22 protein-coding genes and 3 pseudogenes are annotated in these 24,665 nt (G+C 69.0%); 12 read left to right on the top strand and 13 right to left on the bottom strand.

Annotation, left to right across the window (positions count from 1 at the left end):
* From crtI to B7R22_RS16330, 3 genes are read right to left on the bottom strand one after another with little or no spacing between them, the layout of a single operon-like run.
* A complete protein-coding gene (crtI, locus tag B7R22_RS19945; RefSeq protein WP_253259135.1) occupies positions 1–2,109 on the bottom strand; it encodes a phytoene desaturase family protein in 2,109 nt (702 codons plus the stop codon).
* The gene (locus tag B7R22_RS16325; RefSeq protein ID WP_116412747.1) at positions 2,106–3,044 is read right to left on the bottom strand and encodes a phytoene/squalene synthase family protein; all 939 of its coding nucleotides are present in this window, start codon (positions 3,042–3,044) and stop codon (positions 2,106–2,108) included. Before B7R22_RS16325 ends, crtI begins: the two co-directional genes overlap by 4 nt.
* Positions 3,041–4,114 (bottom strand): polyprenyl synthetase family protein, encoded by a 1,074-nt coding sequence (locus B7R22_RS16330; RefSeq protein ID WP_116412748.1) that lies wholly within the window; start codon positions 4,112–4,114, stop codon positions 3,041–3,043. Before B7R22_RS16330 ends, B7R22_RS16325 begins: the two co-directional genes overlap by 4 nt.
* A 33-nt stretch (positions 4,115–4,147) precedes the next feature.
* Between B7R22_RS16330 and idi the strand changes: the two genes are divergently transcribed.
* Positions 4,148–4,795, top strand: a complete 648-nt coding sequence (gene idi / locus B7R22_RS16335) for an isopentenyl-diphosphate Delta-isomerase (protein ID WP_116412749.1) — start codon at positions 4,148–4,150, stop codon at positions 4,793–4,795.
* Between the two features lie 31 nt (positions 4,796–4,826).
* Here the strand turns inward: idi and B7R22_RS16340 are convergent, their stop codons facing one another.
* The 4 genes from B7R22_RS16340 to B7R22_RS16355 all read right to left on the bottom strand — a co-directional run bounded on the left by B7R22_RS16340 (position 4,827) and on the right by B7R22_RS16355 (position 9,570).
* A complete protein-coding gene (locus B7R22_RS16340) occupies positions 4,827–5,537 on the bottom strand; it encodes an HAD-IA family hydrolase (RefSeq protein WP_116412750.1) in 711 nt (236 codons plus the stop codon).
* A 260-nt stretch (positions 5,538–5,797) separates the two neighbouring features.
* Positions 5,798–6,856 (bottom strand): hypothetical protein, encoded by a 1,059-nt coding sequence (locus tag B7R22_RS16345; RefSeq protein WP_147305427.1) that lies wholly within the window; start codon positions 6,854–6,856, stop codon positions 5,798–5,800.
* 212 nt (positions 6,857–7,068) lie between these two features.
* On the bottom strand, positions 7,069–7,764 hold the full coding sequence (gene dcd, locus B7R22_RS16350) for a dCTP deaminase (RefSeq protein WP_116412752.1): 696 nt from the start codon (positions 7,762–7,764) through the stop codon (positions 7,069–7,071).
* 234 nt (positions 7,765–7,998) lie between these two features.
* Positions 7,999–9,570, bottom strand: a complete 1,572-nt coding sequence (locus tag B7R22_RS16355) for an FAD-binding oxidoreductase (RefSeq protein ID WP_116412753.1) — start codon at positions 9,568–9,570, stop codon at positions 7,999–8,001.
* 128 nt (positions 9,571–9,698) lie between these two features.
* Between B7R22_RS16355 and B7R22_RS16360 the strand changes: the two genes are divergently transcribed.
* Positions 9,699–9,959, top strand: a complete 261-nt coding sequence (locus tag B7R22_RS16360; protein WP_172582495.1) for a DUF4190 domain-containing protein — start codon at positions 9,699–9,701, stop codon at positions 9,957–9,959.
* A gap of 72 nt (positions 9,960–10,031) precedes the next feature.
* Here the strand turns inward: B7R22_RS16360 and B7R22_RS16365 are convergent, their stop codons facing one another.
* Positions 10,032–14,579, bottom strand: coding sequence for an ExeM/NucH family extracellular endonuclease (locus B7R22_RS16365; protein ID WP_116412755.1), 4,548 nt, complete (start codon positions 14,577–14,579; stop codon positions 10,032–10,034).
* A 248-nt stretch (positions 14,580–14,827) separates the two neighbouring features.
* On the opposite strand from B7R22_RS16365, the gene B7R22_RS16370 reads away from it, so the two are divergent.
* On the top strand, positions 14,828–15,685 hold the full coding sequence (locus tag B7R22_RS16370; protein ID WP_116412756.1) for an SMP-30/gluconolactonase/LRE family protein: 858 nt from the start codon (positions 14,828–14,830) through the stop codon (positions 15,683–15,685).
* Positions 15,686–15,702: 17 nt separating this feature from the next.
* On the opposite strand, the pseudogene B7R22_RS16375 reads toward B7R22_RS16370, so the two are convergent.
* Positions 15,703–16,053 (bottom strand): annotated as a pseudogene (locus tag B7R22_RS16375) (DUF805 domain-containing protein); the annotation flags it as partial.
* A gap of 518 nt (positions 16,054–16,571) precedes the next feature.
* Between B7R22_RS16375 and B7R22_RS16380 the strand changes: the two are divergent.
* From B7R22_RS16380 to B7R22_RS16390, 3 genes are all read left to right on the top strand, one after another.
* Positions 16,572–17,039 (top strand): hypothetical protein, encoded by a 468-nt coding sequence (locus tag B7R22_RS16380; protein WP_147305428.1) that lies wholly within the window; start codon positions 16,572–16,574, stop codon positions 17,037–17,039.
* On the top strand, positions 17,036–17,563 hold the full coding sequence (locus B7R22_RS16385) for a DUF808 family protein (protein ID WP_253259137.1): 528 nt from the start codon (positions 17,036–17,038) through the stop codon (positions 17,561–17,563). The genes B7R22_RS16380 and B7R22_RS16385 overlap by 4 nt, the downstream gene beginning before the upstream one ends.
* 102 nt (positions 17,564–17,665) lie before the next feature.
* Positions 17,666–19,567, top strand: coding sequence for an amidase (locus tag B7R22_RS16390; protein WP_172582497.1), 1,902 nt, complete (start codon positions 17,666–17,668; stop codon positions 19,565–19,567).
* A gap of 161 nt (positions 19,568–19,728) precedes the next feature.
* On the opposite strand, the pseudogene B7R22_RS16395 reads toward B7R22_RS16390, so the two are convergent.
* Positions 19,729–20,019: pseudogene (locus B7R22_RS16395) on the bottom strand (carboxymuconolactone decarboxylase family protein); the annotation flags it as partial.
* On the opposite strand from B7R22_RS16395, the gene B7R22_RS16400 reads away from it, so the two are divergent.
* From B7R22_RS16400 to B7R22_RS16415, 4 genes are all read left to right on the top strand, one after another.
* The gene (locus tag B7R22_RS16400; protein WP_116412760.1) at positions 19,918–20,241 is read left to right on the top strand and encodes a DUF808 family protein; all 324 of its coding nucleotides are present in this window, start codon (positions 19,918–19,920) and stop codon (positions 20,239–20,241) included. The pseudogene B7R22_RS16395 and the gene B7R22_RS16400 overlap by 102 nt on opposite strands.
* Positions 20,196–20,642, top strand: coding sequence for a GAP family protein (locus B7R22_RS16405; RefSeq protein WP_116412761.1), 447 nt, complete (start codon positions 20,196–20,198; stop codon positions 20,640–20,642). Before B7R22_RS16400 ends, B7R22_RS16405 begins: the two co-directional genes overlap by 46 nt.
* A 117-nt stretch (positions 20,643–20,759) precedes the next feature.
* The gene (locus B7R22_RS20140; protein ID WP_116412762.1) at positions 20,760–21,245 is read left to right on the top strand and encodes a nucleotidyltransferase family protein; all 486 of its coding nucleotides are present in this window, start codon (positions 20,760–20,762) and stop codon (positions 21,243–21,245) included.
* A gap of 168 nt (positions 21,246–21,413) precedes the next feature.
* Entirely contained in the window at positions 21,414–21,740 is a 327-nt protein-coding gene (locus B7R22_RS16415; RefSeq protein WP_116412763.1) for an antibiotic biosynthesis monooxygenase family protein, read from the top strand.
* 65 nt (positions 21,741–21,805) lie between these two features.
* On the opposite strand, the gene B7R22_RS16420 is transcribed toward B7R22_RS16415, so the two are convergent.
* On the bottom strand, positions 21,806–22,930 hold the full coding sequence (locus tag B7R22_RS16420) for a hypothetical protein (RefSeq protein ID WP_116412764.1): 1,125 nt from the start codon (positions 22,928–22,930) through the stop codon (positions 21,806–21,808).
* A gap of 99 nt (positions 22,931–23,029) precedes the next feature.
* On the opposite strand from B7R22_RS16420, the gene B7R22_RS16425 reads away from it, so the two are divergent.
* Complete coding sequence (locus B7R22_RS16425; protein ID WP_172582499.1) at positions 23,030–23,620, top strand: TetR/AcrR family transcriptional regulator; 591 nt, start codon at positions 23,030–23,032, stop codon at positions 23,618–23,620.
* A gap of 51 nt (positions 23,621–23,671) precedes the next feature.
* Here the strand turns inward: B7R22_RS16425 and B7R22_RS19955 are convergent, their stop codons facing one another.
* A complete protein-coding gene (locus tag B7R22_RS19955) occupies positions 23,672–23,920 on the bottom strand; it encodes a PDDEXK nuclease domain-containing protein (RefSeq protein WP_253259139.1) in 249 nt (82 codons plus the stop codon).
* Between the two features lie 140 nt (positions 23,921–24,060).
* A pseudogene (locus B7R22_RS20330) lies at positions 24,061–24,291 on the bottom strand (hypothetical protein); the annotation flags it as partial.
* Here B7R22_RS20330 and B7R22_RS16435 point away from each other — a divergent pair.
* Entirely contained in the window at positions 24,254–24,664 is a 411-nt protein-coding gene (locus B7R22_RS16435; protein WP_116412766.1) for a DoxX family protein, read from the top strand. The pseudogene B7R22_RS20330 and the gene B7R22_RS16435 overlap by 38 nt on opposite strands.
* The last annotated feature ends 1 nt before the right edge of the window (position 24,665 follow it).

A 24,665-nucleotide genomic window follows, 5' to 3' on the forward strand; every position in this document is an offset into this window, starting at 1 on the left:
TCACAGCGGCTCCGGCAGTGCTGTCGTCGAGATGTCGCCCCGCAACCGCTTGATCACGAGTTCGGCGCTGATCAGGCACATCGGCAGGCCGATTCCCGGGATGGTGGATCCGCCCGCGTAGTAGAGGCCGGCGACCTTCTTGCTCACGTTGCCTGCCCGGAAGAATGCGCTCTGGCCCAGCGTGTGGGCAGGCCCGAGGGCCGTGCCGTTCCAGGTGTTGAGGTCGTTCGCGAAGTCGGCAGGGCCGACCGTTCGGCGCACCGTGATGCGTTCGGCGAGGTCGGGGATGCCCGCCCATTCGGCGATCTGCGCGATGGCCTCGTCGGCGATGGCCTCGACCTGCGGGGAACCCGAGCCGTCTTCGCCGCCTGACCCGATGCCCGGATCGGCGGGGATCGGCACCAGCACAAAGAGGTTCTCCGACCCTTCGGGCGCGACCGAGGCATCCGTGGCGCTCGGCCGGCAGACGTAGATCGACGCCGGGCTGGGAACGGAGGTCGTGACCGGTCGGCCCATTCCGACGCTCTTCAGGAGCCCGGCGGCGACGCCGCCCTTGCCGAAGATCTTCTCGAAGTCGCTCTTCCACGTCTTGGTGAAGAAGAGCGTGTGGTGCGCCAGCTCGGGGATCTCGCCCGAGACGCCGAGGTAGATGAGCACGGCGCTCGGGCCGGCCGTCTTCTTCGCCCAGTAGCTCTCGGGATACGTCTGGAGCTCGGGCAGAAGCATCGTGGTCTCGACGTGCTTGAGGTCGGTGGCGGCGACCACCACATCCGCATCGAGAGTGTGCGCCGCGCCGGTGGCATCGAGGTACTGGATGCCCGAGACCCGCACGGGCGTCGCCGGAGGTGTCTCAGAAGGAGTATCACCGGTGAGGGCATCCGTGTCGCGGGAAGCCGTGGCTTTCACCGCGGCGTCCGGGGTGCCGGAAGTCCCGGTGGTTGCCGCGGTTCCGGCAGTTCCAGCCGGTGCGGCGCCCGTCGGCTCCGCCTCGCCTTCCAGCACACGCCGGAGCTCGTCCCGGTCGATCACATTCGTGTCGAACTCGTTCGTGGGATAGTCGTACGGCCCCGGCGCGGGGGGTTCCGACGCGGCGGCGTCGAGGTCGTCGCCCGACGTCACGATGCGACTGACCGTCGCCCCGGTGACGATGGTGATGCCCGCCGAGACAGACAGCTGCTCGATGCTCTCGATGACGCGGGCGAAGCCGCCCTGCGGGTAGAGCACGCCGTCGTCGAGGTCGAGGTGGCTCATGAGGTGGTACATGCTCGGAGTGGAGTACGGCGACGACCCGAGGAAGACAGCGGGGTATCCGAGGATCTGCTGCAGGCGCGGATCGCGCACCGTGCGACCCGCGAAGCTGTCGAGCGACTCGAGCAGCAGGCGCACGAGACGCGGCGAACGCTTCAGCACCGGTCCCTTCAGGAGCGGGCGGAAGTCCTCGAACGTCGAATAGAGGAAGTACTCCTTCGCCAGTTCGTACGTCTCGGCCGCGGAGTCGAGATACCCGGCCATCCGGACCCCGGATCCCGGTTCGAGCGACTCGAAGAGTTCGAGGTTCTCCTCACGGCTCGCAGCGATGTCGACGGGACGGAACTCGTCCTGGAACAGCACCCGGTAGCCGGGATCGAGCTTCGAGAGGTCGAGTTCGGCAGCAGCGGATGACCCCATCAGCTTGTACCAGTGGTCGAACACCTCGGGCATGAGATACCACGACGGGCCGGTGTCGAACCGGAAGCCGTCCTTCTCCCAGAGGCCGGCGCGACCGCCCACGGCGGGCTGCTTCTCGACGACGGTGACGCTGTAGCCCTCGCGGGCAAGGAGTCCGGCGGTGGCGAGTCCGCTGATTCCCGCGCCGATCACCACGGCGGTCTTGCCTGCACCCGGGCGCCGGGCGGCAGCGGCACGCTCGGCGGCGGCGCTCGGGCGGGCGGCGTAGGCATCGAGGATGTAATCGTCGGGCAGACGCTCGATCACGTCGGTCTCGCCGTCGACGATGTCATCGAAGGAGTTCGCGCGCGGCTCATGCTCGGCACCAGTGTGCTCGGCACCAGTGTGCTCGGCGTCATGCTCGACACCGGTGGGCTCGGCGTCATCTCGCTCGGGGGTCAACGGTTCTCCTTGGCAGGGCTGGATCTGCTGATGGCGGTGGGCGGGAGTTCGCGCGGCAGCCGGCCGGCGGCAGCGGAGGCGGCGATCCGGAGCTTCACCGGATTCGGCACCCGGATGCGCGTCTCGGCCAGCACGGCAGCCGGGGTCTCCCGGAGCCGTCGGGTCAGCTCGCCGAACAGACCCTGCGCGAGCGCAACCGCCCTGCGCGATGAGGAAGGCAGCAGGGGGAGGCTGGCCCGCGCAATGCGGAGGTCGTTGTCGATGTCGTCGAGGATGTCGCGCTTCGCGGTCTCTCCGAAGGTCGACACGTTCACTCCGGGGAAGTAGCTCCGCCCGAGCCCCGCGAAGTCCGCAGAGAGGTCGCGCAGGAAGTTGATCTTCTGGAACGCTGCGCCGAGGTGCCTGGCCCCGTCGACGAGCGTGGTTCGCCGGTCATCCGACGCAGTTTGCCCTTCGAGGAATGCACAGAGGCACATCAGCCCGACCACCTCGGCCGATCCGTAAACATATTCCTCGAACGATTCGGGAGTGTGTTCGGTCTCGGTGAGGTCAGCTCGCATGGACGCGTAGAACGGAACGACCAGCTCGGGGCCGAAGGAGACCTCCCGCGCCGTGAGGGCGAACGCGTGCACGATCAGGTTGGTGCTGTACCCGACGGTCATCGCGTCGAGCGTCTCCTGCTCCAGCGTGTCGAGCAGGCGGGCGATCTCGGGCGCTCCGAGCGACGCCGAGGCCGCGACGCCGTCGACGACCTCATCGGCGAGCCGCACCAGAGCATAGATGTTGTCGACGTGGCGCCGAACCGGCGGGGACAACAGTCGCGAGGCCAGTCCGAATGAGGTGGAATACCGGTGTATGACGATTCCCGCCGTCTCGACGGCGACCCTGTCGTAGAGCGACCGTGCCCTCGCAAGGTCGGTCGTCTGCCCGCTCACCGGACCCGCCGGAGCACCGCGTCGATCACGGGCTGGAACTCGGCGCGGGTGGCGTCGGGGAGGGCATCCGACGCCAGCTCCTCGATGGCGCGGTCGGCGAACTCGCGCGCGAGATCCTCCGCGTACTGGCGGGCACCGCAGGCCTCGAGCGACCGGCGCACCACGCCGGCCTGCTCGCGTGTGAGGTCGGGGAGACCGAGCCACTGCGAGATCTCGAGCCACTCCGGGCAGCCCGAGGCGTAGGCGATGAGCACTGTGCGCTTGCCCTCCCGCAGGTCGCCGATGGTGGTCTTGCCGGTGGCGGCTTCGTCACCGAAGACGCCCAGCACGTCATCCACGATCTGGTAGGCGATGCCGATGTTCCGGCCGAAGGAGGCAAGGGCGCGCACGGCCTCGTCGCTCGCACCGGCCAGCACGGCACCGGCCTCGCAGGGGCTCTCGAACGAGTAGACGGCAGTCTTCAGGCGCTCCATATCGACGACCTCGTCGACCGTCGGCATCGACTTGAGCTGTGAGAAATCGACGTCGAAGAGTTCGCCGGCGGCAGAGGCGAACAGGGCCTCGTCGAAGATGTCGTGGAGTCGCCGGCGCATCTCGTCTCCGACACCGGCCTTGTCGATCATCCGGAACGCGTTCGAAAGCGCCAGGTCGCCGGCGATCACGGCGACGGAGAGTCCGCGGTGTTCGGCCGCCGGGATCGGGATGCCCGCGGTCTGCGCGAAGTCGCGGTAAACCCCGGAGACGTTCACTCCGCCACGCCGGATGAAGTCCCGGTCGATCACGTCGTCGTGCACGATGAGGGCCGTGTGCAGCAGTTCGAACGCCGCCCCGATGTGGGCCGCAGCTTCGCTGTCGGTGCCGCCGAGGGACTCGTAGGCACCCATGACCATGCCAGGCCGGAAACGCTTGCCACCAGATGTGTTGCGTTCCAAGGTCTGCCACAGCGTGACGTATCGTGGCCCAATCGCCGCCGCGCGGTTCTTGGCTAGGCTGAAGAAGCGGTCAAGTACGTCGTCGACATGTTTCTGTCGCCGCGAGCTTGCCACCACGAGATCCTGTGGGTCCACCATTTCAGCGTAACCCACCGAGTGAGAGAGGGCGTTATGGCTGCCTCCGATGAGCAGGTCGTGCTACTGTCCGATGCCGGAAATCCGATCGGTGTCGCCGACAAGGCCACGGTGCACACCCTCTCCACACCGTTGCACCTCGCCTTCTCGTGCCACGTCTTCGACCGGGCCGGGCGGATCCTCGTGACCCGCCGGGCGCTGTCGAAGCGCACGTGGCCCGGCGTCTGGACGAATTCGTTCTGCGGGCATCCAGCGCCGGGTGAGAGCTTCGAGGATGCGCTGGCGCGGCGGGCGCGCGACGAGCTCGGGATCGGGGGTGGCGGCGCCGCGGGTGACGGCGACAGCGGGGCCAGTGACTCCGGCGGTAGCGGCAGCGGCAGCCGCAGCGGCAGCGGCAGCGGTCTCGCTTCGGTCGAGGTCGTGCTGCCCGACTTCCGCTACCGCGCGGTGGATGCCACCGGAATCGTCGAGAACGAGATCTGCCCCGTCTACACGGCGGTCTTCACGTCCCCGGCGGTGGGTTCGGATGCCCTGCAGCCCCATCCCGATGAAGTCGCTGAATGGCAGTGGGCCGAACCGGCCGCGCTGCTGGCCGCGATCGAGGCGACCCCTTGGGCGTTCAGCCCCTGGCTCACCCTGCAGCTCCCCGCGCTGATGGCGGCCCGCGCCGCCCTGGCGGCCTGACCCATTCCATCGAGGGGGGCAGGGGGCGGGTTCAGAAGTCGAGGCGGAACCCACCGGGCACGGGAATGAACCGCACACCGGCGAGGCTGTCGACCACGAGGTCGGCGTCGAGTTCTGCTGCCGAATGCGTTCCGGTGACGCCGACGGTGGTGCATCCGGCAGCCCGTCCTGCAGCAAGCCCGGCCGGTGCGTCCTCGAACACGAGGCAGTCGCGCGGATCCACCCCCAGCCGGCGGGCGCCCTCCAGGAACGGTTCAGGAAACGGTTTGCCGCGGGGCGTGTCGTCGATCGTCACCACCGTCTCGGGGGCGGGGATGCCCGCCGCCCCGATGCGCGCCCGGGCGAGTTCACGCGTGCACGAGGTGACGATCGCGCGGCGCTCCTCCGGCAGGCTGCCGAGCAGCTCTGCAGCGCCACCGAGAGGCGTGATGCCGTCAAGGTCGACGAGTTCGAGGTGCAGGATGCGCGCGAACGCCTCGTCCACGAGTTCGGGGGCGATGACGGCGCTCACGAGTCCGATCGCCGGCTTGCCGTGCATGCCCTCGCGGAACGCGGGGTCGAGGCCCCACTCCTCGCCCCAGGTCGTCCACGAACGGTCGACGGCGGGCGTCGAGTCGATCAGGGTGCCATCCATGTCGAAGAGGGCCGCCGTGAACACGCGGTCGCGGATGCCCGGGGCCGCCGCTCGCGCGTTCTCTTGGTCGCTCGGGCGTGCGCGGGGTTCCGGGTGCTGCTGGGTCATCGTTCTCCTCCGATTCCAGCGTATCGGCCCCGCCGCGTCGGCCTCGCGCGGGGAACCTCGGCCCCGCCGGGCCTGCTCTGCGCGCCGAGAGGACGCATGATACGGCGAGGAGCGCCGAACGGCTGCAGAAGGCGTCCTCTGGGCAAGAGTGCAAACGTGGGGCGACGGTGCGGCGGGGCGGGGGGCGGGGCGGCGGGCGGGGGCGGCGGGCGGCGGGCGGGGGCGGGAGTCGGGGCGTCCGGCGGGCGCGAGGGCGCGCCTCAGTCGCGGTCGTACGGAACCGACGAGTCGAGCGTGAGCGCGCCGTCGGGCAGCCACCGCACCGAGAGCCCGACTCCGGGCGTCACCAGGCCCGTATCCGGATCCCGGTAGTCACGCGTCGAGAGGGACACCTGCAGTCCCCGGGTCGCCACCCGGTCGACGGCGTCGCAGGTGTAGCCGTAGTCGACCGGGTTGCCGTAGACCACGAGGCACACCTGGTTGGACGTGCTGACCGCGGCATAGACAGCCCCCGGACTGTTCTGGGAGACGTTCAGCGCACGGAAGGTCGACACCAGAAGCTCCTGCGCGGGTTCGGACGGCGGGAGGTCGGCGACCAGCTGCCCGTGGGAGAAGATCGCGGAGTACGAGTCGGCGCCGATCCCCGGCGGAAAGTTCGGATAGGGCGCTGCCGTGAGCCGCGGTGTGGGATCGGCGGAACCGTCGCCGCCCGTGGCACTGTAGCTCGATCCGCCGTCGGCCGCTGCCGTTCCGGCCCCGTCGGCTGCGCTCCCCGCGGCGTTGTCGCCCGGGGCGCCGTTCGCTCCGCTGCCGGCGCTGTTCCCGGTTCCGGCGCCGACGCTGTTGCCGTCAGCTGCGGTGCCGGCCCCGCTTGCTGCGGACTGGGACGCGATCACCGTGGTCGCCACGAACGCGGCCGCCCCGGCCAGGCAGCCCGCCGCGATGAAGGCTCCGGCGAGCAGCACGGTGGTCCTCCGGCGAACGGCCGGCCGGGCATCCAGAGTCGTCAGAGATTCAGCGACGGCCCGTTCCGTCTCGGCGCGCTCGCTCTCGAGCGACGTTCCGATGGCCTCGAGTTCGCTCTGGGCGGCGAGAGCCTTGGCCTCCTCACCCGCGCCGGCGGGCCGGGCGAACGCGGCCCTCTGCAGCCCGGCGAGCGCCCTCCGCGGCGCCGGTTCACCCGACGGGCCGTCGGCGGTCGGATGATCGAGCCACCACAGGGCGTCGCCGACGTCATACGCACCGTCGTATTCGGCCTCGACGGCATGCCGGAATCGCGCGTCGCGCTCGAAGCGGGCGTGCCACTCGGCCATCGTCACTCCGCCCTCCGTGCTCGGCCTCGCGTGCCGCAGTCGCGGCTCACCCCATCATCACCCGCCCGCCGCCGTGACGCCAGCCCGCCCGCTGGTCCCGGTGGGCCCGTGCTGCGGTTCCGGGACGCCGGGCCGGCCCGTCCCGCCCGTCCCCGCCGTCACGTCGTGACGCGCCCGAGGGACCCGGTGCGGCGCTCAGGCGGTCGAAACGGACGGGGTCAGCCGTGGCCGCCGAGGGTGGTCGGCTCGGAGGTGGAGGGGCGGGCATCCGGAGCCGGCGCGGCCGCGACATCCGGACTCAGCTCGACAGGGGCCGCCAGCACACCCGCCGCACCCGCCGACACGTCGGAGTGCACGAAGTTCAGGTGCGAGCGCGAAGCGGTCGGCCCGCGCTGGCCCTGGTAGCGGGAACCGTAGACGCCGGAGCCGTACGGATGCTCGGCCGGCGAGCTGAGCTGGAAGAAGCAGAGCTGGCCGATCTTCATCCCCGGCCAGAGCTTGATGGGGAGGGTGGCGACGTTCGACAGCTCGAGGGTGACGTGGCCGGAGAATCCGGGGTCGATGAAGCCGGCGGTCGAGTGGGTGAGGAGCCCGAGGCGGCCGAGCGAACTCTTGCCCTCGAGGCGGGCCGCGATGTCGTCGGGCAGGGTGATGAGTTCGAAGGTCGAGCCGAGCACGAACTCGCCGGGGTGCAGGATGAACGGCTCATCCGCTTTCGTCTCGATCAGCCGGGTCAGCTCGGGCTGGTCTTCGGCGGGGTCGATGAACGGGTACTTGTGGTTGTCGAACAGGCGGAAGAAGCGGTCGAGGCGAACATCCACACTCGACGGCTGCACCATGCGGGGCTCGAAGGGTTCGAGACCGACCCGCCCGCTGCCCAATTCGGCCCTGATGTCGCGGTCGCTGAGAAGCATGCGGCCAGCCTACTGCGCCGCATCGGACAGCGCCGTGCTCCTGACGCACGTGAGACTCGCGCGCACGACTGAGACTCGCGCGCGGGTCTCACGTGGGCGGAAGTGTCTCACCTGCGGTGGAACGCGGGCGAGGGACGGGGCGCGGGGGCAGCGGGGGGCGTCGGGGGGCGTCGGGGGGCGTCGGGGGGCGTCGGGGGGCGCGGGGGGCGCGGGGGCGCGGGCGGCGCGGGCGGGTCAGACCGACTGGGGCTGGGTGAAGAGGCCGTGGGGGTCGTACTGCTGCTTCAGCTGCTGCAGGCGCGGGAGGTTCGCTCCGAAGTAGGCGGTCTGGGCATCCGGAATCTTACTGTCGCAGTAGTTGACGTACGCCCAGTTCTGCCAGTGGTTCGTCATGGTGGTGCGGAAGCCACGCACGTAGGCGTCGAACGGCGCGGGGTCGGCACCGACCGCGAAGGTCGCCGTGTACTGCACCGTCATGAGCGCCGTGCGGTGCACGAACGCCGTCGCGGCAGGGTCGACCGACGAGACGACGCCGCCCAGGGCATCCATCGAAATGCCGCCCTCGGTCATGCCCGTCACGCTCTGCGCCTGCTCGACGGCGGCGACGAGGTCGGAGATCCCCGACGCGTCGAGGGTCGTGTATGCGACGTTGGATGTTCCGGACGACGGCTCGCGCGTCAATGCCCCATCGGGGCCGGTCTTGCACTCGGCCAGCGGGGTGTTCTCACATCCCGCCTCCGTCATCATGGCCTCAAGGTACGTGTGGCGGAACGACTGGTTGTCGGTCGGCCGGGCGTCGACCCCCGACAGCAGCGGCTTCAGCTGTTCTGTGAGGTCGCCGATGTCGCCGGTCCAGGTGCCCGAGACCGAGACGCTCGGGGCGCCAGTGTGCGACTGGCCACCGAGCAGTTTGAGGGTCGACCAGAGCCGGTTGTCGGCGCCGGGCGCCCAGACCTGCCACGAGGCGACGACGTCGGATGCACTGCTCCACGGCCACTCGACATACCAGGTGTTCACTTCGGGAGCCGACTGCGTTTCGAACGTGAGCTTCGTGACGACGCCGAACTGGCCACCGCCACCGCCCTGGCACGCCCAGAAGAGGTCGACATCCGTATCGCGGCTGGCCTGGTGCACCGTGCCGTCTGCGGTCACAATCTCGACGCCGGTGAGCTGGTCGCAGGCGAGACCGAACGAGCGCACCAGCACTCCGACACCGCCGCCGAGGGTCAGTCCGGTCGCTCCGACGGTGGCGCAGGATCCGCCCGCGACGGCACGGCCCGCAGAGCCAAGGGCGCTGTAGACCTCGACGAGGGTGGCTCCCGCGCCGACGCTGGCCGTGGTTCCGTCTTCCGCGAGTGCGACGTCGGTGAGCGTGGCGGTGCTGATCACGAGGGAGGGCGCGACGCCGGTTCCGGATGCCCCGCCCGCCGAATATCCGATGTAATTGTGTCCGCCGGATTTGAGGGCGATGGGCACTCCGTACTTGGCGGCGAAGGCGAGACCTGCAGCGACGTCATCGGCACCTGCCGCCTCGAGCACGGCGAGCGGACGCGCGTCGTCGAACCGTGGATTCTCGGTGAGCGCCGCGGAAGCGTAGCCTGCGGCAGCGGGCAGGAACAGGCTGCCCGTGACGGCGGCGGCCAGTTCGCTCCAGACCGGCGGGCCCGCGGGAGTCGGCGGAGGGATGCCCGGTGACGCTGTGCCCGTCGACTCCGGAGCGGGTGCGGTGCACGCGGCGAGCAGCGTGGCCGTAGCTGCGGAGCCCCCCGCCGCGAACAGGAAACGGCGGCGGGTGAGAGCGGGCATGCCGCAACTGTAGCGGCGCAGTCCCTTCCGTTGATGCGGTTCTTCAGGCTCAGCAGATTCGAATGTACTTCTGTGATGAATTCTCGTATTCTGGGGGAACCGATATTTCTTCGACTTTAGGATCAATCATGACAGACACCTCCTACACCGGCAGCGCGCCGGCCAAACTCAACACGCTCTCGATCGTCGCAATCATCGGAGGGTTCCTGGTGCCGCTCGTCGGCATCGTCGTGGGCTTCTTCGCGCTCCGCCAGATCAAGGAGACCGGCGAGCGCGGCCACGGTCTCGCGATGGCCGGGATCATCGTCGGGATCGCGCTCATCGTCATCTACGTGCTGATCGGTATCATCGGGGCCGTGGCGGGTGCCGCGATGAGCTCCGGGTACTGACAACGACGAACGGCCGCCGGGCATCACCCCGACGACCGTTCGTCACGCAGTCAGCGTCGCTGCCTCAGTACCTCAGGCGAGCCACGGGAACAGCGCCTTCAGCAGCGCAACGTAGTACGCGTAGAGCGCCGCCGCCACGGCCTGCAGCCAGGCGGTGAACGGGTCGACCGGCGGCGGGGTGACCGCCTTCGGCGTGACCGTTACCGGCACACGCACCGTGGTGCCCGACTCCTTGGCCGTGATCACGATCGTGCTCGCGCCGGAGGCGTTCGCGGGGATCGTGTAGGTCACGGTGGCAGCGCCCCCGCTCACGGCGGTGACGGTGCCAGAGGCGGTGTTGCCCGCCAGCGTCGTGGTCACCTTCGTGGTGACCGGGCTGCCGAGCGACGTCAGGTCGAGTTTCGACAGCTTCAGCGTCACCGTGCTGCCCGCGACGACCGCGGCCGTCGGCGCACCGGTCAGCGAGACCCCGCGACGGTCGAACGCCGGTGACACTGGGCTCTTCGCCGCGAGGTAGCTGATCCACGCATCCCGGTCGATCAGGCCCGAGTCGCGGGTGTTCGCCCCCTTGGTGAACTCGCGGAAGTTGTCGCCGCCCTGCACGAGGAAGCTGAACGATCCGATGCGGTAGGCCTTCCGGGCATCCAGAGGCGCACCGTTCACGGTGACGGAGGTGATGCGGTCACCGGATGCCCGACTGGCGTCGTACGTGTACGTCACGTTCTTCGACAGGCCGAGGGCCAGGAACGGACGAGAAGGCACGGTGCCCGCCGCATCCGTCTGCCACTGCTGCTCGAGCACAGTCTTGAACTGCGCCCCGGTCAGCGTCGTCGTGTACAGGTTGTTCACGAACGGCAGCACGGCGTTGGCTTCGGCGTAGGTCACCACGCCATCGCCCTCACCGACCGAGGAGGACCTGTAGAGCAGGTCGCTTCGGAGCCCTCCGGGGTTGACCACGCCGATCTCGGCACCGCCGAGGTTCGCCGGAGCGAGAGCCGACACGAGTGAATCGGCGACGAGATTGCCGAGCGTGGATTCGCTGGCCCGGTCATCCCGGACCGTTCCGTTCGCTGTGAACGCGGTCGTGATGTCCTTCGTGATGGACGCGACCGGCTTGTTGCCGATGGTCGCGGCGCTCGCGATGGCGGCGTCGACGATCGTCTTCACCTCGGCCACGCGCGGGTACGTCGCCACCAGGGTGGTGTCGGCGACCGTGGTGCGCGGCACGTTCCGGGCGGTGTACTTCACGACCGCGTCATCCGCGTTGCGGTCGACGCTCAGCACGACCTGGCCGATGTTCTCGCCGTAGCTGCCGGTCTGGAGCACCGGGCGGGTCTTGCCGGCCTGGCCAGGGATCGGGGCGTCCCACGAGTACTGCTTGTGGGTGTGGCCTGTGAAGATGGCGTCGACGTCAGCGCTGGTCTGAGTGACGATCTTCGAGAAGGCGCTGTCGGTCATCCCGACCTCCTGCTCGAGGCTCGCGCCGTCGGGCGTTCCGGCGCCGGCACCCTCGTGGTACTCGGCGACGAACACGTCGGCCGCATCCGTGGCCTCGAGGTTCGCGACCACCCGGTTGACGGCGGCGACGGGGTCACCGAAATCGAGCGAGGCGATCCCGGCGGGCGACACCAGCGTGGGCGTCTCGACGGTGACCGCACCGATGATGGCGATGCGCACCCCGTTCACGGTGACGACCTTGTATTCCGGCAGTGCCGGCGTGGTCGTGCCCTTGAGGTAGACGTTCGCACCCAGGTAGTCCCAGTTCGCGGCATCCGTCACCCGGCCAGTCAGGTCACTGAGACCCTGGTCGAACTCGTGGTTGCCGACCGCCGACGCTGTGAGGCCGAGGGCGTTCAGTACGTCGATCGTGGGCTTGTCCTGCTGCGACGAGGAGGCGAACAGGCTCGCGCCGATGTTGTCGCCGTCGCTCAGCAGAAGGCTCGAGCCGTCGCCTTTCTCGGCTTTCAGCTGCTCGACGGTTCCGGCGAACTTGACGGTGTTGGCGTCGATCCGACCGTGGAAGTCGTTGATGTTCAGCAGGTTGAGGTCGACGACGTCGGCCTTCGGCGCCAGGTTCAGTCCGACGACGAGGGGATCGTGGTCGCTCGACCGGTACGGGTTCGCCTGGTAGAAGTCGGTCGCGTTGTAGTTGTTGCGGCTGTACTCCAGGGCAATCGACTCGACCGAGTTGATGTTCCACACGTCGACGGAGTTCACCGACGTGTTGGCGGCCGAGTTCGCGAACAGGTGGTCGAGCGAACCGACCGCGCCGTCGAAGGCGTAGGTCGCCTTGCCCGTGGTGGAGCCGAGGTCGACGTAACCGGCCGCGACGAGCACGTCGATCGGGTCTTCCTTCAGGTAGGCGTTGAAGTCGCCGTCGAGCAGCACACGGTCGATCTTCGACGACGCCTTCAGCGTGTCGGCGAACGCGACGAGGGCCTTCGCCTGGTTGACGCGGGAGGCATTGGACGCCCCCTGGCCGTCGCCCTGGTCGGCGTCGACTCCCGAGCCGGAACCCTTCGACTTGAAGTGGTTCACGATCGCGAGGAACGAGGTCGAATCGGCCCCGCCCTTCAGTTTGAACGCCTGGGCGAGCGGCTGGCGGGCGTTGACGAAGGCAGGATCATCCAGAATGCTCGACGCGCCCACGGTCTCGAGCACGGCGGGCTTGTAGATGAACGCCGTGCGGATGACGTCCTCCGTCGCCGGCAGCGTGGCAGGTGACGGAACGAACGCCCAGGTGCCCGCACCGGCAGCGCCGTTCAGCGCCGCCACGAGGGTCGACAGGGCGGTGTCACGGGGCTTGCCGAAGCGGGCCGAGTTCTCGATCTCCTCCAGCGACACCACGTCGGCGTCGAGTGCGTTGATCGCCGAGACGATCTTCGCCTGCTGGCGCTCGAGGTCGTCGGCGTTCGCAGCCCCCCGGGCGTCGCAGCCACTGTTGACCGTGTTCGGGTTTCCGGCGCGGTCGGTGTAGTACGTGCATCCGGCGATCGAGTCACCGGTGGTGGTGAAGTAGTTCAGCACGTTGAACGAGGCGAGCGTCGCGTCGCCGCCCACGTTGGCCGGGGCCGCGGTGCGGGTGTTCGCGAACGTGGCGGGCTGAACGGTGGCAGCGTTCAGGGCGGTGAGCTGCTGGGTCGGCTGGAAGTTCCAGGTGCCGAACCGGTAGTCGAGCACGACGGGCTTGGTGAGCGTCGCCGCAGCGCCGATCCGCACCGGGTTCGTGGTCGACAGGTACGGCAGTGGTGTCGCCTTGTTGGCTGCGGTGTTGAAGTTCAGGCTCGAACCGTCGTCGAGCGTGACACTCCGCGCCGCGTTGGCCGCGACCAGTGCGGTGTACTCGGCACTGCCGGGTTCGGTGACCGCGGTGGGGGTGTCGAGCGGTTTCGTGCCCTGCGCGAGCACGATCGACGCGTAGAAGTTCGTGTCGTAGTTGTCGGTGACGGTGAAGTCGCCGGCAGGGGCGAGCAGCATGCCCTCGAGCGACTCGCGCTGCAGGGCATCCGTCGGCAGCTCGTTGGTGACGGGCACGGGCGGGGCGACCGCGTCGTTCAGCACCGTGAGCCCGCCTGCGTTGACGGTCAGCTCGGTGAGTCCCGAGAACTCGGAGACGACGCCAGTGACCTGCACGTGGCTGCCGATGGCGGCCTGGCCGACCGTCGCCGCGGAGAACACGTAGAGGCCGTCTGAGGCTTTCTGCGTGCTGAAGTCGCGGGTTCCGCCGGTGCCGGGGGTCTGGATGAAGTATCCGTTGAAGCCGCCCGTGGGGTAGCTCGCGGTGACGACACCGGTCGTGGTGACGGTCTGGCCGGCCAGCGGGGTCGCGTCGGTGGTGCCCTGGATCTGGGCGATCGTGACGGTGTCGCCGGGGGTCGGGGTGCCGGTGGTGGGCGGATCCGTCGGGGTCGGCGGATCGGTCGGTGTCGGCGGATCCGTCGGGGTCGGCGGATCCGTCGGGGTCGGCGTGCCCGCGTCTGAGGCCGCGTTCTGCGGAGTCGGAGCCCCGGCCGCGAAGTCGGACGCGTTGCTGTCGCTGTCTGCCCCGCTGCCGCTCCGGGCGAGCGAGGTGGTGACGGATGCCGCGGGAGCCGCCAGCGTCTCGAAGGTGTTCGACGTGCCGTAGCCGAGCAGGTCGACGACAGCGGCGTTGCCCGTGACCGATCCGGTGGGCGGTGCGGTCAGCGCGGTGGTCTGGTTCGCGAGGAAAAGGGTTCCGCCGCCTGCGGCGAATGAAGCGCCGAGCGTCTGGTCGGGGGCCGGGAGGGCAGCACCGTTCGCCGCGTTCGAGGAACCGCCGATGAGGTAGTGGCCCTTCGCGGCGATGGTGCCGGTGAGCGGCAGCGTCGCGGTGGGGTTGGCGGTGCCCGTGGCCGACCGGTACTGCAGCGACATCGACGACAACGAGATCGGGGCGTTCGTGGGGTTGTAGAGCTCGACGAACTTGTTGAGGTAGGTCGCTCCGACGCTGCCACCGTTGAGGTACGCCTCGTTGATGACCACGCCCGTGCCGGCGGTGTTGGCGAGGGCGGGTGCGGCCGCGAGGGGTGCGACGGCCAGCCCGAGGGCGGTAAGGACGGCGATGCTGAGCTGGGATCGCCTGGCGGATCTGTGGCGCATTCGGGTGGTCTCCTCGGTGTCGGATCTCGCGCAACCCTTCGGTGCGCCTCCGAGGAGCCTGCGTGATTCATGTGAACTCCGCATTACCGAACCGTGTACCGGCCGTTCGAAGTTCGGCGATGGGTCGCGCCCTGGCCAGCCAAAACGCTGGTCAGACCCCCATTCGGGGGGTCACGTCGACCCGATAACGAATTGGTAACAAATGTGTCTCCTCTCAGAATCGCGTTGCCATGGAAGACACTGGTCACATGGCGATGGCTGACCAACTCACCGACCCCGTGACACACCATGGCGAGGGCGCCGTCTGGAGCGACCTGTGGGGCGGACTCAAGTGGGTCGACATGCTCGCCGGGGCCGTGCTGTCGCTTCATCCGGAGACCGGAGCAGTCAGCCGGATGCCCGTGGGCTCCCCCATCGCAGCGGCCGTGCGGCCCCGGCGGAACGGCGGCATGCTCGTCGTGACCGAACGCGAGTTCACGCTCTGGCGGGGCGACACGCAGGAGTTCGCAACCCCACCGCTCTGGCAGGACGACCTGCGGCGCTTCAACGAGGGCGGCTGCGATCCGCACGGACGGATGCTCTGCGGCACCCTCGCGTACGCCGGAGATCAGGGCAGCGGCGAGATGTTCCGCCTGAACGCCGACGGAAGCACCGAGCGCCTCTGGGGCGACGTGACGACGTCGAATGGGCTCGGTTTCACGGCCTCCGGGGATCGGATGTACTACATCGACTCGGAGACCCGGCGCGTCGATGTGTTCGATGTCGGCGAGGACTCCACCCTCTCCAACCGTCGCCCCTTCGTCGCGATCGAGGAGGGCCGGGGGTTCCCCGACGGGCTCTGGGTCGACGAACTCGACGGCGTCTGGGTCGCCCTCTACGGCGGCGGCGCCGTGCACCACTACGACAGCCGCGGCATCCTCGTCGACGTGATCGAACTGCCCGTCTCGAAGGTGACGTCGTGCTGTCTCGGCGGGCCCGACCGCAGCACGCTGTTCATCACGACGTCACGGGAGCACCTCGCAGCAGACGAGGAGCCCGCCGCCGGCTCACTCTTCAAGGCGCAGACCGGTGTGCGCGGCGTGGAGGCGCGACCCTTCGCGGGCTGAGCGCCCGGTGCCTGGCGTCAGCCCGCCTGCAGGTCGAACCGTTCGCCGGCCGGCACCGGCGCAGACAGGGTGAACACCAGTAGCACGATCCCGCCGACGAGCGGGATCAGACCGACGAGAACCCACCAGCCCGAATGGTTCGTGTCGTGCAGGCGACGCATCGTCAGGGCGATCGTCGGAACGATGATCGAGAGGCTCCACACGGCCGAGACGAGTGCGATCACCACGTCGAACGGGCCCGGGTCGGTCATGGCTCCGTTCGCATCCAGTCGCCCGATTCCGCTGGCCTGGGTGATCGTCGAGAGCACCGAGCTCACAATGGCGGCGACAAGCACCCGCCACCAGTATTCGGCCCGGCCGGCTCGCTCGGAGAACGTGGCCTACTTCGCGTAGAAGCGGCGCACCGCTTCGCCGAACGGAGGCATCGCGCCACGACCCTCACCCGCGCGTGCGGGGTCAGACGGCCGTGATCTTCAGCGGCACGGCAGGCCGGATCGGCGTGGAACCCGCCGCAGCTGTGATCCACTGGGGACGACCGTGACATCGGTGGTTCCGGAGCCGAAGACGAAATCGAAGGTGCCTGCCACCAGGGACCGCCTCCCCAACACCAACCCGAGGCGTCGCTCTCCGTCCACGTGGCCGCGACGGTCCAGTTCTGCGACAGTCCGCCGAAGTCGACGGTGAAACCCTTCGTGCCCGCGGTGAGCCCGGGTGGCGCAACGACGGTGATGATGCAACCGGCGCCAGCCCCCGAGACGGTCCAGCCGGTGGGCGGAATCACGACTCGTGCCGGCGAGAACGCAGAGTTCTCCACCAGAGTGAGCGTGAGATTTCTCAGTCTCCTGACCGCCACCGCCACCGCCACCGCCACGCTTCTCTTGCGGACATGTCCGCTTGCGGCCACAATTCAGGCAAAACGACCTGCGGCGTCGAGATGGCCGACGGACTGCCGCTCTGCCTGAATTGGGCAGGGCGGCGGGCGTCGAGCGATCCGCGCAACGGCGGGTACCGGGCATCCGGGATCGACGCGGCGATCAGCGCGCTGTGGTCGACGCGGATGGCGTCGCGGTCGCCCGACACGATGACAGCGGGCGCGGTGACCGCCGCCCGACGCATCGAGAAAGGTGAGGGCATCCAGAACCATCTCGTCGTAGCCGTAGGGCCCCGGCCGGCCGGGCGTACGCCCGTGGCCGGGGCGCTCGTACATGTGCACCTCGAAGTCGGCGGCGAGCGCCAGCGCGAGCGGACGCAGCGGTTCGAGCGAGGCGAAGCCCCGTGCAGTAGGAGCAGCGGCTCGCCCGAACCGATCGTCTCGCCATACAGGGACGAAGAGCCCACCAGCGGTTCAGAGTGAAGCAGGGTCAGAGCTTCTTCGTGTCGCGGATGGTCGTCGCGCTGGCGAGCCTCGACCCCGGCTTCGGAATCTGGATGACGCTGGCCGCCCTCATCGTGATCGGCCTCGGTATGACGGCACTGGTCTACGGCGCGGTCGCGCTGCTGGTCAAGATCGACGACATCGGCTTGCGACTCATGAAGAACCCGGCGAGGCGCGTGCGCCGCACCGGCGCTCGGATCGTCGCGTCGATGCCCGCCGTCTTCCGCGTGATCAGCGTCGTCAGAACGGTCGCGATGCTCTGGGTGGGCGGTCATCTGGTGATCGCGAACCTGGCCGAGACGTTCTGGCACGCGCCGTACGATCTCGTACACGTGGTCACCCATGCGATCGAAGCGGCCGGGCCCGTCGTCGTGTGGATCGCCGACACCGCGCTGTGGGCCATCTTCGGGCTGGTGCTCGGCGCGATCGTCGTCGCCATCATGGCGGGCGTGTCGCGCATCCTGAGGCGTGGCCGGAAGGTCAGCGCTCCGACGAGCGGATGACCGCCCGACGGTCACGCGAACGACGCCCTTCTGAAACACCCGGGAAACCTGCCTGAGCGAAACTGACATCTACTGTCAGTTCTCTCAGAGTTTGGATCCGCGTTGCCCCCTCGAAGCTCCTCCCTGCGGTCGTTCTCCCGCGCCGCCGCCGTGACCGCCATCTGCGCCGGCTTTGTCGTCAGCTCCGCCGCCCTCGCACCGGCTGTGTTCGCCACTCCGACCGCCGCGTCACCTGTCACTGCAGCACCCGTCACTGCAGCACCTGACGTCGTCGACCTCAGCGTCACCGACATCCTCGCGCTGCTCGCGTCGGGCGAGACGACGTCTGTCGCGCTGACGCAGGAGTACCTCGACCGCATCGCGGCCTACGACACCCCCTACGGATCACAGCCCGGGCTGGCGGCGATCATCCGCGAGAACCCCGAAGCTCTGGCGACCGCGGCGACGCTCGACGCCGAACGCGCGGCCGGCCAGCTCCGCGGCCCGCTGCACGGTGTGCCCATCCTGGTGAAAGACAACTACGCGACGTTCGACATGCCGACGACCGCCGGCAGCGTCTCACTCCGCACCTACCAGACGAAGCTCGACTCGACCGCGGTCGCACGGCTGCGGGACGCCGGCGCGATCATCCTGGCGAAGACGAACATGTCCGAGTTCGCCTGGCACGGCACCTACACCCTCAGCTCTGAGCGTGGGCGCACAAACAACGCATACAACCAGGCCAACAGCGCCAGCGGCTCCAGCGGAGGAACGGGCGCGGCCGTCGCGGCGAGTTTCGGCCCCGCCGGTCTCGGCACCGACACCTGCGGCTCGATCGTCGGCCCGAGCGCCCACGAGAGCCTCGTCGGCTACCGCCCCACGATGGGGCTCACCAGCGTCGCGGGCGTTCTGCCGCTGAGCGCGCCGCAGGACGTCTCCGGCCCGATGACCAAGACCGTGACGGATGCTGCCCTGCTGATGGAGGTGCTGGCCGGCTACGACCCGGCCGACCCTCGAACCGTCATCGCCAACCAGCAGCAAACCGACCAGTACGTGGCCGGCCTCAGCGACACCGCCCTCGAAGGCAAGCGCATCGGCTACGTACAGTACGACTACACCGCCGCCGAGCAGGCCCGCCCCGGTTTCGCCGAGCAGATCGCGCTCTTCGACCAGGCTGTCGCCGACCTGAAGGCCCAGGGCGCCGAGATCGTGCCCGTGCCCGACTTCAACCACGCCTTCGTCTCGGGCACTCTGAAGAGTGCCGGCTACACCGACATGCGCTCGAGCATCGCCTCGTTCTTCGCCACCACCGAAGCGACCTGGCCCGAGGGCCTCGCCGCACTGGCGGAGCCGACGGACAAGCTCACCTTCGAAGACGTGATCGCCGACGGAAAGTCGTCGCTCACGCAGGGAGACATCGACTTCTTCCTGGCCGGTGCTGACATACCGAACCCGACCTACGACCAGGCGATCGCCGATCAGGAGGCGGGCAAGAAGGCGATGGACGCCTATTTCGTCGACCACGACCTCGACGCGCTGGCCATGCCCACGAGCGCGGGATCCGCGACGCCGGACTGGTCGGGTACGACGTTCTGCGACGTCGGCGCGAACACGGGTGTGCCGTCGGTGTCTCTGCCGGCTGGCTTCACGTCGACCGGCGAATCCGCTGGTCTCGAGCTCGTCGCCCAGCGAAGTCATGACGCCGAGCTGCTGTCGATGTCGTACGACTACGAGCAGGCCACCCTGCACCGCGTCGCACCTTCGACGACGCCTGAGCTGGTGCACGCCATCACGGTGACGCCGACTCCGACGCCCACTCCCGAGCCAACTGCAACCGCGACCGCCGGTCCGACCGCGGCACCTTCACCGTCTGCGACGGCCGTCGCCGGCGGCTCGAACCCCGAGCTGGCCGCAACGGGAATGGATGGCGCCGCCGCGAGCGGCCTCGCCGGCCTCGAGCTGCTTCTCGGAGGCGCCCTGACGCTCGGCCTCACCCGTAGGAGGCGCCACCTCCGTTCGAACTGACCCTCGAGCGCGCGCCAGACCCGGGCCTCGCGGTGGCGAGGGGACCCATATCGCGGTGGATGGGCGACCATGGAGCGATATGGGTCCCCCACGTGCGACGCATCGAACGTGTTCGGCGTGGTCGTCAGTGCCACCGAGGCGTCGATCACGGCTCGCCACGCGGCATCCTCCTGCGGAGCGGAAGTGCCGTCCTCGAGCAGGCGCTGCACGTCATCCGGGCGCTTGGAGTGGTACGCCGCGAACCGCGAATGCGCCGAGGCGCAGAAGATGCAGCCGTTCGTGCGCGACGCGCTGGCCGCCGAGAGCTCCCGGAGCGCCCGCGGCGGCCGTCCTTCTCGTTGTAGACATCGATGCCCGCCGTCTTTCAGGTGATCAGCGTCATCGGAACGGTCGCCATGCTCTGGGTGGGTGGCCACCTGGTGATCGCAAACCTGGCCGAGACGTTCTGGCACGCCCCGTACGACCTCGTGCACGTCGTCACCCATGCGATCGAAGCCGCTGGGCCCGTCGACGCGTGGTTCGCCGACACCGCCTTGTCGGCAGTCTTCGGGCTGGTGCTCGGGGCGATCATCGTCGTGATCGTGACGGGCGCACCCTATGGTCGGATCACACATGAAGGTCGGCAACCGTGGACGTTCTGGCGACCATCGGCCTCCTGCTTCCCCTCGCCATAGCGGGGGCGTTCAGCTCTGTGCCGATCGCCCTGGTCACGGTTGTGCTGCTCTCGAGGAGAGCCCGGGCGAACGGCACCGCCCACGCCATCGGGTTCACCGCCGGCACCTCCCTGGTGACTCTCGCCCTGGCTGCGGGGATCGGGCACCCGCTTCTGCCCGCCGAACGCGCCCACAACCCTGTGGTGGCGGTGATCGAGGTCGTGCTGGGTGCGATTCTGATTGCACGCGGCATCCTGATGGCCGTCCGCCGTCCACCCGCCGGCTGCGAAGGCGAAGAGGGGACCAGGCCTCTTCGCGCGGCTCGGCCGGGCCCGTCATTTTCACGGTCGTCGATCCGGCCCGCGCGACCGCCTGGCTCACCAGCGCACGCTCGCGCCTCGCCGCCCACAGCCGCGTTCTGAGCATCGCCGTCAGTGTGCTCGTCGGCGCCGTGATCGCCGGCAACGGCCTGACCCACTTCTGAGTTCACCCCGACCCGAGGCCGCGCACTCCCAGCAGCAGGTGATAGCATGTGCTATATGCCCGACCGTGAAGCACTGTCTCGACTGCGAGCCACTGCGCGCAGGGCGGATGAACTGCACGCGCAGTCCCGAAAACTGCTTGTCGAGAGCGCCCGCTCAGGGGCAGCGGCAGGCCTCTCTCAGCGGCAGATCGGTGAAGCGATCGGTCGCAGCCAACCTGAAGTATCACGACTGCTTCGATTTCACGGGCACACGGCGTTGGCGCAGACGCTGGTGTCGCATCGTAAACCGCTCCTCAGCCTTCTGGCGTCGGCCGGCGGCCGGAATGTCCGGGTTTTCGGGAGTCTCACCCGGGGAGAAGACGGGCCCGATTCTGACGTGGATCTGCTTGTCGACTTCGCCAAACCGGTCGGCCTGTTCGGCCTCTCTCGCCTCGAAGCCGCTGCGACCGAAATTGTCGGCGCCCCGGTCGACGTGGTTCCGAGCACCAGCCTCCGAACGAATCTGGCCGACAGCGTGCGGGCTGAGGCCGTGCCGCTGTGAGCCGCACCGATCGCGAGGTCGTCCAGGATGCCCTCGGGCGCTTCGACCAGTGATCCGCCAGGCATGCATCGGACGGCCACACCCGGCCCGAGGCCGCGCACTCCCAGCAGCGGGTGCGACGATGGATCACACGCAGACCGCGCCGCCTCGCAGAATGGATGTAACCCCGTGACCGTCATCAAGATCAACGCCATCACCGTGTCCGCCGACAGCGGCGACGAACTCGCCCACCGTTTCGCCGCACGAGCCGGCGCTGTCGACGGCCAGGCCGGCTTCGAGGGATTCGAACTTCTGAAGCCTCTGGATGACCGCACCACCTGGCTCGTCGTCACCCGGTGGAGCGACGAGGAGTCCTTCCAGGCCTGGGTGAGCTCCCCCGCCTTCGGCCACGGCCACCGCAGCGAAGCCGAGCGCTCCGGCCAGCCCGCGCCGGCCCACGTCGGCGTCAGCAGCGAGCTCTGGAGCTACGCGGTCGCCGGCGGCTCCGCCGCCTGACGGCGACGCCTGACCTCCCGCCGCCCGACACCCCGCCGCCCGACACCACCACTTGGGCGGGCCGGTCAGGCCGCGTGCGCCGGGTGCGCGTGGGCCGCGTGAGCTGCGTGCGCGCCCTCCCCGGTGTGCCCGGCGCGGACCGGCGGTTCCTCGTTGGTGAACCGGGCCCGCACACCCTCACGGAAGTGACCCGCCAGCGCCAGCACGATACCGAGCGCCGCCCACCCGGCCACCACGAGCCAGGGGAAGAGCAGGTTCGCGGCAGGGAAGTAGGAGAGGTCGCGGAGCAGCGTCGAGCCGGCTCCCGGCGGGAACCACTGGCCGACAGCGCCCCATGGTTGCGGCAGGAATTCGAGCGGCTGGGTTGCCGACGAGATCGGGTTCGCAATGAGCAGGAACAGCACCGGCCCCACCGCGATGCCCGCCCGCCCGACAAGCGACGCGACACCCACGATCGTCGCGCTCACCGCGAGCAGCGTCAGCGCGATGGCTCCGGCGTTCACGAAATAGTTCCCCTGCAGGGCGCCGAACCAGCCCCCGAGAATCGCCTCGAGCGCAATCCCTGCCACCACCACGTAGACCGTGATCGCGACGACTCTGCGCCATGCCCCCACAATCAGAATGGAGGCGAGGATTCCGCCGAGCATCCCACCCAGCGTGAGCGGGAACGCCGCAGCGGTCAGGCCGGAGCCGCGGGGGTCGGATGCCGCGAGCGGCACGACATCGGTGACGATGACGGTCACGGCAGGGCTCGACCCGCCACCGGCAGCTGCCGTTGCTGCCGTCGCTGCTGCGAGTTGCGCCTGGATTCTCGGAGCCAGACCACCGAGCAACTGGCTCACAACCGGGCTCGCGGCAGACGACGTGAGCACCTCGGGTGACGGGCCGAGCACGATCGCGCCGTAGACCTCGCGGGACTCGATCTTCGAAACCGCTGCGGCTCGGTCCTCCGCCCCGGCGAGAGCGAAGGTGCCGGGCGACGCCGCCGTCAGAGCAGCCTCCACCTGGGTCACGGCGCTCTCGGGGCCGACGACCGCGAGTGGGATGTTCTTGACCGACGAGGTGACAGACGGCCAGGAGAAGGCGAGCACGATGACGCCGACCACCACCGCGAGCGCAACCCCGATGCCGATGATGCGGCGCCAGGGGGTCGGAGAGGGTGGTGCTGTCACGAGCGTGCTGTCGGTCATCCTGAGCCTTTCAAAAAAGAACGTTCCTTCTTTATATGATGCGGTCGACGTAGACTCGGTGTCAAGAACGAATGTTCTTTTTTAGTTGACGAGGTGATGATGCCGAAAGTTACTGCCGAGTATCGGGAAGCCCGGCGCGACGAGATCACGGCAGCGGCGCTCCGTTGCTTCCAGGCGCGAGGGCTCGCCGCGACATCCATGTCCGACATCATCGCGGAGTCCGGGCTCTCGGCCGGCGCGATCTACGGGCACTTCGAGGGCAAGCACGACATCATGATGGCGGCTGCGCGCGAAGTCATCGGACACCGGATAGCCGACCTCCGCGAACTGGCCGGTGAGTCGGCGCCCTCCCCCGCCGAGGTGGTCACGCGCATGATGACGGGACTGTCGGGCGATGTCGCGAAGCCGTCCCTCCTCCTTCAGGTCTGGGCGCAGGCGATGGTCGAAGACGGGGTGCGCGAACTGTTGTGGACGGTCTTCGCCGACATCAGGGAGGCCTTCGACCACTACTTCATGAGGTGGGCCGTCGAACACGAGTCCCTCGATGAGGTCGCGGCACGCGAGTGGACCGCGACCCTGATGCCCGCGGCGGTCGGGCTCGCCCAGGGGTACATCGTGCAGTCGGCCGTCTTCCCCGCCTTCGACAGTGCCGCGTACCTCGCGTCGGTGCGGAGCGTCCTCCAGCAGTGACCCACTGCCGCCACCCCGTCTGCGGCTTGTCACAGACTGCTCACCCACTCGTCAGAGCACCGAGGCGAGGGCGTCGGCATCCGGAAGCGCTGCCTGCTCCTCAGGCGGCAAAGACTCATAGGCGTAGGTCGCCACGGCCATCGGGGAATCCGATCGTCCGAGCGAGTACCGCACCGTGTGATCGTTGCGGCTTCCGCAGATGGGGATGCCGACGGTCGGCGCATGCGCCTCCCGTCTGAGCTGGTCGTCGACCAGGGCGACATAGAACCCCAGCCCCGACTCCCGGAGTGTCTCGACCATCCGATCTGCTGCGCGAGCTCGGAATCCAGCGATGGAAGTCTGGACTCGAAGTTGCTCGGCGCAGAACCCGACAGCTCCAGCGTGCGGTTCTTGATCTGGTTCAGCAGGACGTTGCGCGACCACCCGCGCACGACCGCTTCAGCGGCGTACCCATTGCGCGCAGGCTGATGTTCGAGACGGTCGAGCATCACGGTGATGTGCCCCCACGGCAATTTGCCAACAGCTTGCTGGTAAATTGCAGCGCGCTTGGGCCAGGTCGCCGCGAGACTTCGCATGTTGCGCTGGTGAGAGGGAACCGAGACAGCACGGAAGCAGCGTCGGTAGGATGGCGCGATGAGACGCAGCGCATCGAGTTCCCCCGCACGCACCATCGCCCGCGTCCTGCTCGGCGGGGCCCTCGTCTTCGCCGGCACGAGCCACCTCACCTTCGCGCGCGACGACTTCCGCGCGCAGGTGCCGGAATTCGTGCCGCTGAAGACCGACACGACGGTGCTCGCCTCCGGCGTGGCGGAGATCGGCCTGGGCGCGGCGCTTCTGCTCACACGGGGGCGCACCCGCACGGCGGTCGGCAGCATCGCGGCGGCGTTCTTCGTGGCCGTGTTCCCCGGCAACATCGCGCAGCTCGTGCACCACAGAGACGCCTTCGGGCTCGACTCCGACCGCAAGCGCGCCCTCCGACTGCTCGGCCAGCCGCTGCTCATCGCCGTGTCGCTTTGGTCGACACGCCCCCGCGCACGGGCCTGAC

This window comes from Subtercola boreus, assembly GCF_003399635.1.
Taxonomy (GTDB): Bacteria; Actinomycetota; Actinomycetes; order Actinomycetales; family Microbacteriaceae; genus Subtercola; species Subtercola boreus_B.